General features: G+C 70.3%; 5 protein-coding genes. All 5 read left to right on the top strand.

The features are described from left to right. Nucleotides 1-108: 108 nt before the first annotated feature. Nucleotides 109-1,197 carry an ATP-binding protein gene (locus tag J0695_RS18640; protein WP_206963221.1) on the top strand — a complete coding sequence of 363 codons (1,089 nt, stop codon included), beginning with the start codon at nt 109-111 and terminating at the stop codon, nt 1,195-1,197. Next, nucleotides 1,194-3,473, top strand: a complete 2,280-nt coding sequence (locus J0695_RS18635; RefSeq protein WP_206963220.1) for a DUF5682 family protein — start codon at nt 1,194-1,196, stop codon at nt 3,471-3,473. Before J0695_RS18640 ends, J0695_RS18635 begins: the two co-directional genes overlap by 4 nt. Then, nucleotides 3,470-4,645 carry a VWA domain-containing protein gene (locus J0695_RS18630; RefSeq protein WP_206963219.1) on the top strand — a complete coding sequence of 392 codons (1,176 nt, stop codon included), beginning with the start codon at nt 3,470-3,472 and terminating at the stop codon, nt 4,643-4,645. Before J0695_RS18635 ends, J0695_RS18630 begins: the two co-directional genes overlap by 4 nt. Nucleotides 4,646-4,876: 231 nt before the next feature. Continuing rightward, nucleotides 4,877-6,058: an ADP-forming succinate--CoA ligase subunit beta gene (gene sucC, locus J0695_RS18625; protein WP_206963218.1), complete on the top strand. Its 1,182-nt coding sequence runs from the start codon at nt 4,877-4,879 to the stop codon at nt 6,056-6,058. A 19-nt stretch (nt 6,059-6,077) separates the two neighbouring features. Further along, nucleotides 6,078-6,965 (top strand): succinate--CoA ligase subunit alpha, encoded by an 888-nt coding sequence (gene sucD, locus J0695_RS18620; RefSeq protein WP_206963217.1) that lies wholly within the window; start codon nt 6,078-6,080, stop codon nt 6,963-6,965. Nucleotides 6,966-7,000 lie beyond the last annotated feature (35 nt).

Below are 7,000 nucleotides of genomic sequence, written 5' to 3'. Positions count from 1 at the left end.
GCACCATGCCACTGACAATCGGCCGTCGCCGCAGGTCAGAGCGATTGTCAGTGGCATGGTGCACCGTTGGTCACGTAGCCGGTTCAGTGATCTGGAGGGGGATCCACCGTGACCGAAACCGATGTTCTGCGGGCACACGCCGAGGACGCTTTCGCCCATGAGATCAAGGCACTTGTCGCAGCGGACGACCGCCCGCGGCCCGCCCGCTGGCAGCTCTCGCCGTGGGCCGTGGCCACCTATCTGCTCGGCGGTACGCTCCCCGGCGGGACCGTGATCACACCGAAGTACGTCGGCCCGCGCCGCATCGTCGAGGTCGCCGTCACCACACTCGCCACCGACCGCGCACTGCTCCTGCTCGGTGTCCCCGGCACGGCGAAGACCTGGGTCTCCGAGCATCTCGCGGCAGCCGTGAGCGGCGACTCGACCCTGCTGGTCCAGGGCACCGCGGGCACGCCGGAAGAGGCCATCAGATACGGCTGGAACTATGCCCAGTTGCTGGCCAACGGCCCCAGCCGCGACGCGCTCGTCCCCAGCCCCGTCATGCGGGCCATGTCGGAGGGGATGACGGCCCGGGTGGAGGAGCTGACCCGTATCCCGGCCGATGTGCAGGACTCTCTGATCACGATCCTGTCCGAGAAGACCCTGCCCATCCCGGAGTTGGGGCAGGAGGTGCAGGCCGTCCGCGGCTTCAACGTCATCGCCACCGCCAACGACCGCGACCGGGGCGTCAACGAGCTCTCCAGCGCGCTGCGCCGCCGGTTCAACACCGTCGTCCTGCCGCTGCCCGCCACCGCCGAGGAGGAGGTGGACATCGTGTCGCGGCGCGTCGACCAGATCGGGCGCTCGCTCGATCTCCCGGCCGCACCCGAAGGCCTGGAGGAGATCCGCCGCGTCGTCACCGTCTTCCGCGAGCTGCGCGGCGGCGTCACGGCCGACGGACGTACGAAGGTGAAGTCCCCTTCCGGGACGCTCTCCACGGCCGAGGCGATCTCCGTCGTCACCAGCGGGCTCGCCCTCGCGGCCCACTTCGGGGACGGGGTGCTGCGCTCCGCCGACATGGCGGCGGGAATCCTCGGCGCGGTCGTCAGGGACCCGGCGGCCGACCGGGTGATCTGGCAGGAGTATCTGGAGACGGTGGTCAGGGAGCGCGACGGCTGGAAGGACTTCTACCGCGACTGCCGGGAGGTGTCGGCATGACGCTGCTGCTCGGTGTCCGGCACCACGGGCCGGGATCGGCCCGTGCGGTGCGGGGCGCGCTCGACGCGGCGGTTCCCGCGGCCGTGCTGATCGAGGGGCCGCCGGAGGGCGACGCACTCCTTGCGCTCGCCGCGGACGAGGAGATGCGGCCGCCGGTCGCGCTGCTCGCCCATGTCACGGACGACCCGGGCAGGGCGGCGTTCTGGCCGATGGCCGAGTTCTCGCCGGAGTGGGTCGCGATCCGCTGGGCGCTCGCGCATGGCGTTGCGGTGCGGTTCATCGACCTTCCGGCGGCGAACTCGCTGGCGATGGAGGCGGAGGAGAAAGCAGGAGAAGGGGAGGGCGAAGAAGGGAACGGGGAGGGGAGCGGGGAGGAGGTCCGGATCGATCCCATCGGGGTCCTCGCGCAGGCCGCCGGGTTCGACGACGCCGAGCGCTGGTGGGAGGACGTCGTCGAACACAGGGGACCCGGCACCGGTGATGCACTCGCCCCCTTCGAGGTGCTCGCCGATGCGATGGGCGCCCTGCGGGAGACGTACGGGGACGGCGGATACCCGCGTGATCTCGCCCGCGAGGCGCATATGCGGATTCAACTCCGCGCCGCGGTGAAGGAGTTCGGGGACGACAGGGTCGCCGTGGTCTGCGGGGCCTGGCATGTGCCCGCGCTCGCCGCGAGGACCACGCTCGCCGCGGACCGCGCCCTGCTCAAGGGGCTGCCCAAGGTCAGGGCAGAGCTGACCTGGGTGCCCTGGACACACCGCAGGCTCGCCCGGCGCAGTGGATACGGCGCGGGCATCGACTCGCCAGGCTGGTACGGGCATCTCTTCGGCGCCCCCGACCGGCCCGTCGAGCGCTGGATGACCAAGGTGGCAGGCCTGCTGAGGGAGGAGGACCGGATCGTGTCCTCCGCCCATGTCATCGAGGCGGTCCGGCTGGCGCAGACACTCGCGGCGATGCGCGGGCGTCCGCTCGCCGGTCTGAGCGAGACGACCGATGCGATCAGAGCGGTGATGTGCGAGGGATCCGACGTCCCGCTCTCCCTGGTGCGGGATCGGCTCGTCGTCGGTGATGTGCTCGGGGAGGTGCCCGATGCGGCTCCCGCCGTGCCGCTGCAGCGCGATCTGACCCGGATCCAGCGCACTCTGCGTCTCAAGTCCGAGGCGCTGGACCGCGAGTTGGAGCTCGACCTCCGCAAGGAGACGGACGCTGCCCGCTCCCGACTGCTGCACCGGTTGCGGCTGCTGGGCATCGGCTGGGGAGAACCGGCCGGCGGGCGGGGGAGCACCGGCACCTTCCGGGAGAGCTGGCGGCTGCGCTGGGAGCCCGAGCTCTCCGTGCGGGTCGCGGAGGCCGGGGTCTGGGGGACGACCGTCCTGTCCGCCGCGACGGCGAAGGCGGAGTCCCGGGCCGTATCGGCGACCGCGCTAGCCGAGGTCACCGCGCTGGCCGAGCAGTGCCTGCTGGCCGAACTGCCCGATGCGCTCACGGTGGTGATGAGGGCGCTTGCCGACCGCGCAGCACTGGACGCGGACGTCGGCCACCTGGCACAGGCCCTGCCCGCCCTGGCCCGCTCGCTGCGGTACGGAGACGTGCGCGCGACGGACACGGCCGCGCTGGGCACAGTGGCGGTGGGCCTGGCCGAGCGGATCTGTGTCGGCCTGCCGCCCGCCTGCACCGGCCTGGACGCGGACGGCGCGGACCAGATGCGCAGCCATCTGGACGGGGTCCACACGGCCGTGGGCCTGCTCACGGACGAGACCGGCGGTCTGCGGGGGCGCTGGGCCGGAGTGCTCCTGCGGCTCACCGGGCGGGACTCCGTTCCCGGCGTCCTGCGCGGCCGGGCCGCCCGGCTGCTGCTCGACGACGGGCGGCTCACCGACGACGAGGCGGCGCGCCTCATGGGGCTCGCACTCTCGCCCGGCGCCCCGCCCGTCGACGCGGCCGCGTGGATCGAGGGGTTCGTCGGCGGGGCCTCGGGCGGGGGGATGCTCCTGGTCCATGACGAGCGGTTGCTGGGCCTGGTCGACGCCTGGCTGACGTCCGTGCCCGGGGATGCGTTCACGGACGTACTGCCGCTGCTGCGGCGGACGTTCGCGGCATACGAACCGGGTGTACGGCGGACCCTCGGCGAGCTGGTCGGGCGCGGGCCTGCGGCGGACGGCCCCGGTCGGCCGGTCGAGTCGGGGGCGCCGGGGTTCGGGGCAGGGATCGACGAGGAACGCGCGAACGCGGTGGAGCCGGTGGTGCGGCTGCTGCTGGGAATGGGGGAGCGATGACAGGGATCAACGGTACGGACGAGCGGCTGCGGCGCTGGCGGCTGGTGCTGGGCGGGGGAGCGGCCGACGGAACGGGCTGCGAGCTCACGGGGCGCGACGCGGCGATGGACGGCGCGCTGGGCGCGCTCTACGGCAACGGAAAGGGCAGAGGTGGTCGCAGTGGTGAGCGTTCGGCCGGGCTCGGTGCGTCGGCGCCGTCCGTGGCGCGCTGGCTCGGCGACATCCGTACGTACTTCCCCAGCTCCGTCGTCCAGGTCATGCAGCGCGACGCCATCGAGCGGCTCGGACTCTCCGCGCTGCTCCTGGAGCCGGAGATGCTGGAGGCCGTCGAGGCGGACGTCCATCTCGTCGGAACGCTGCTCTCCCTGAACAAGGCCATGCCGGAGACGACCAGGGAGACCGCCCGCATGGTGGTCCGCAAGGTCGTCGACGATCTGGAGAAGCGTCTCGCCACCCGGACGAGGGCGACGCTCACGGGGGCACTCGACCGCTCGGCGAAGATCAACAGGCCCCGGCACCGGGATATCGACTGGGACCGTACGATCCGCGCCAACCTGAAGAACTACCTGCCGCTTCCTGGAAAAGAAGGGGCCGGAACCGTGGTGCCCGAACGGCTCGTCGGATATGGGCGGGCCTCGCAGTCGGTGAAGAAGGACGTCGTCCTCTGTATCGACCAGTCGGGGTCGATGGCCGCCTCGGTCGTCTACGCGTCCGTCTTCGGCGCGGTCCTCGCCTCCATGCGGTCCATCGCGACCCGGCTCGTCGTCTTCGACACGGCCGTCGTCGATCTGACCGACCTGCTGGACGACCCGGTCGACGTTCTCTTCGGCACCCAGCTCGGCGGGGGCACCGACATCAACCGCGCGCTCGCCTACTGCCAGTCTCAGATCACCCGCCCCGCGGACACGGTGGTGGTGCTGATCAGCGACCTGTACGAGGGCGGGATACGGGACGAGATGCTCAAGCGGGTCGCGGCGATGAAGGCGTCGGGCGTGCAGTTCGTGGCGCTGCTCGCGCTCTCCGACGAAGGGGCGCCGGCCTACGACCGCGACCACGCTGCCGCGCTGGCGGCACTGGGTGCCCCGGCTTTCGCCTGTACTCCCGATCTCTTCCCCGACGTCATGGCAGCGGCCATCGAGAGGAGGCCGCTTCCGGTGCCGGACAAGGGCTGACGTGCGTTCCGTACCGGCTCGTCAGCCGTCCTTGGGTGGCACTCTGTGACAGGTATCACCGCTCCGGTGTGATCTGCGATTTAGGGACCCGGGGCCGTCGGGGATAACCTGCGAGACGGACATGCCGCGTACCGGACACCGTGTACGCCTCCCTTGTGACAGCGCAGTCACGTTGCCCTCGCGGCACGCCCACGCAGACTAAAAACCGCGATCACCAAGGACGGAACGCGCGTGGACCTGTTCGAGTATCAGGCGAGGGATCTCTTCGCCAAGCACGGTGTACCGGTGCTGGCCGGTGAAGTCATCGACACGCCTGAGGCGGCCCGCGAGATCGCCGAGCGTCTTGGCGGCAAGTCTGTCGTCAAGGCCCAGGTGAAGGTCGGCGGCCGAGGCAAGGCCGGCGGCGTCAAGCTCGCCGCGACCCCGGACGAGGCCGTCGCACGTGCGACGGACATTCTCGGTATGGACATCAAGGGCCACACGGTCCACAAGGTGATGATCGCCGAGCTGTCCCCGGAGATCGAGGCGGAGTACTACGTCTCGTACCTCCTCGACCGCACCAACCGCACCTTCCTCGCCATGGCGTCCGTCCAGGGCGGCGTGGAGATCGAGGTCGTCGCGGAGGAGAACCCCGACGCGCTCGCGAAGGTCCCGGTCGACGCCAACACCGGTGTGGACATCGTCAAGGCGCGCGAGATCGTGGCCCTGGCGAAGTTCCCGGCCGAGGTGGCCGAGGGCGTGGCCGAGGCCATGGTGACCCTGTGGGACACCTTCATCGCCGAGGACGCGCTCCTCGTCGAGGTCAACCCGCTGGTCAAGACCAAGGACGGCCGGATCCTGGCCCTGGACGGCAAGGTCTCGCTCGACGAGAACGCCGACTTCCGTCAGCCCAGCCACGAGGCGCTCGAGGACAAGGACGCAGCCAACCCGCTCGAGGCTGCTGCCAAGGCCAAGGGCCTCAACTACGTCAAGCTCGAGGGCGAGGTCGGCATCATCGGTAACGGTGCCGGTCTGGTCATGTCGACCCTGGACGTCGTCGCGTACGCCGGTGAGAACCATGGCGGCGTGAAGCCGGCCAACTTCCTCGACATCGGTGGCGGCGCCTCCGCCGAGGTCATGGCCAACGGTCTCGAGATCATCCTCGGCGACCCGGACGTCAAGTCCGTCTTCGTCAACGTCTTCGGCGGCATCACCGCTTGTGACGAGGTCGCCAACGGCATCGTCCAGGCACTCGAACTGCTCGTCTCCAAGGGCGAGAAGGTCGAGAAGCCGCTGGTCGTGCGTCTCGACGGCAACAACGCGGAGCTGGGTCGCAAGATCCTGTCGGACGCCAACCACCCGCTGGTCCAGCGCGTGGACACCATGGACGGCGCGGCCGACAAGGCCGCCGAACTCGCCGCGGCTGCGAAGTAAGGGACGAGGTCAGACACTCATGGCTATCTTCCTGACCAAGGAATCCAAGGTCATCGTCCAGGGCATGACCGGTGCCACGGGCATGAAGCACACCAAGCTCATGCTGGCGGACGGCACCAACATCGTCGGTGGCGTGAACCCCCGCAAGGCCGGCACGTCCGTCGACTTCGACGGTACCGAGGTCCCGGTCTTCGGCTCCGTCGCCGAGGCGATCGAGAAGACGGGCGCCAACGTCTCCGTCCTCTTCGTGCCGCCGGCCTTCTCGAAGGCCGCCGTCGTCGAGGCGATCGACGCCGAGATCCCCCTCGCCGTGATCATCACCGAGGGCATCGCCGTCCACGACTCCGCCGCCTTCTGGGCGTACGCGCAGGCCAAGGGCAACAAGACCCGCCTCATCGGCCCGAACTGCCCCGGTCTCATCACCCCGGGCCAGTCCAACGCCGGCATCATCCCGGGCGACATCACGAAGCCGGGCCGCATCGGCCTGGTCTCGAAGTCCGGCACGCTGACGTACCAGATGATGTACGAGCTCCGTGACCTCGGCTTCTCGTCCGCCGTGGGCATCGGTGGCGACCCGGTCATCGGCACCACGCACATCGACGCCCTCGCGGCGTTCGAGGCGGACCCCGACACCGACCTGATCGTCATGATCGGCGAGATCGGCGGCGACGCCGAGGAGCGTGCGGCGGACTTCATCGCGAAGAACGTCACCAAGCCGGTCGTCGGTTACGTCGCGGGCTTCACCGCCCCCGAGGGCAAGACCATGGGCCACGCAGGCGCCATCGTCTCCGGTTCGTCGGGCACCGCCCAGGCGAAGAAGGAGGCCCTTGAGGCCGCGGGCGTCAAGGTCGGCAAGACGCCGACCGAGACGGCCGAGCTGGCGCGCGCCATTCTGGCCGCCGTCTAGCAGTTACGTACGTACGACGCGGGCCCGTACCCCTG

Origin of the sequence: Streptomyces beijiangensis, from assembly GCF_017315755.1 — a bacterium.
In the GTDB taxonomy this organism is placed as follows: domain Bacteria; phylum Actinomycetota; class Actinomycetes; order Streptomycetales; family Streptomycetaceae; genus Streptomyces; species Streptomyces beijiangensis.
This window is presented reverse-complemented; position numbering and strand designations above follow the sequence as displayed.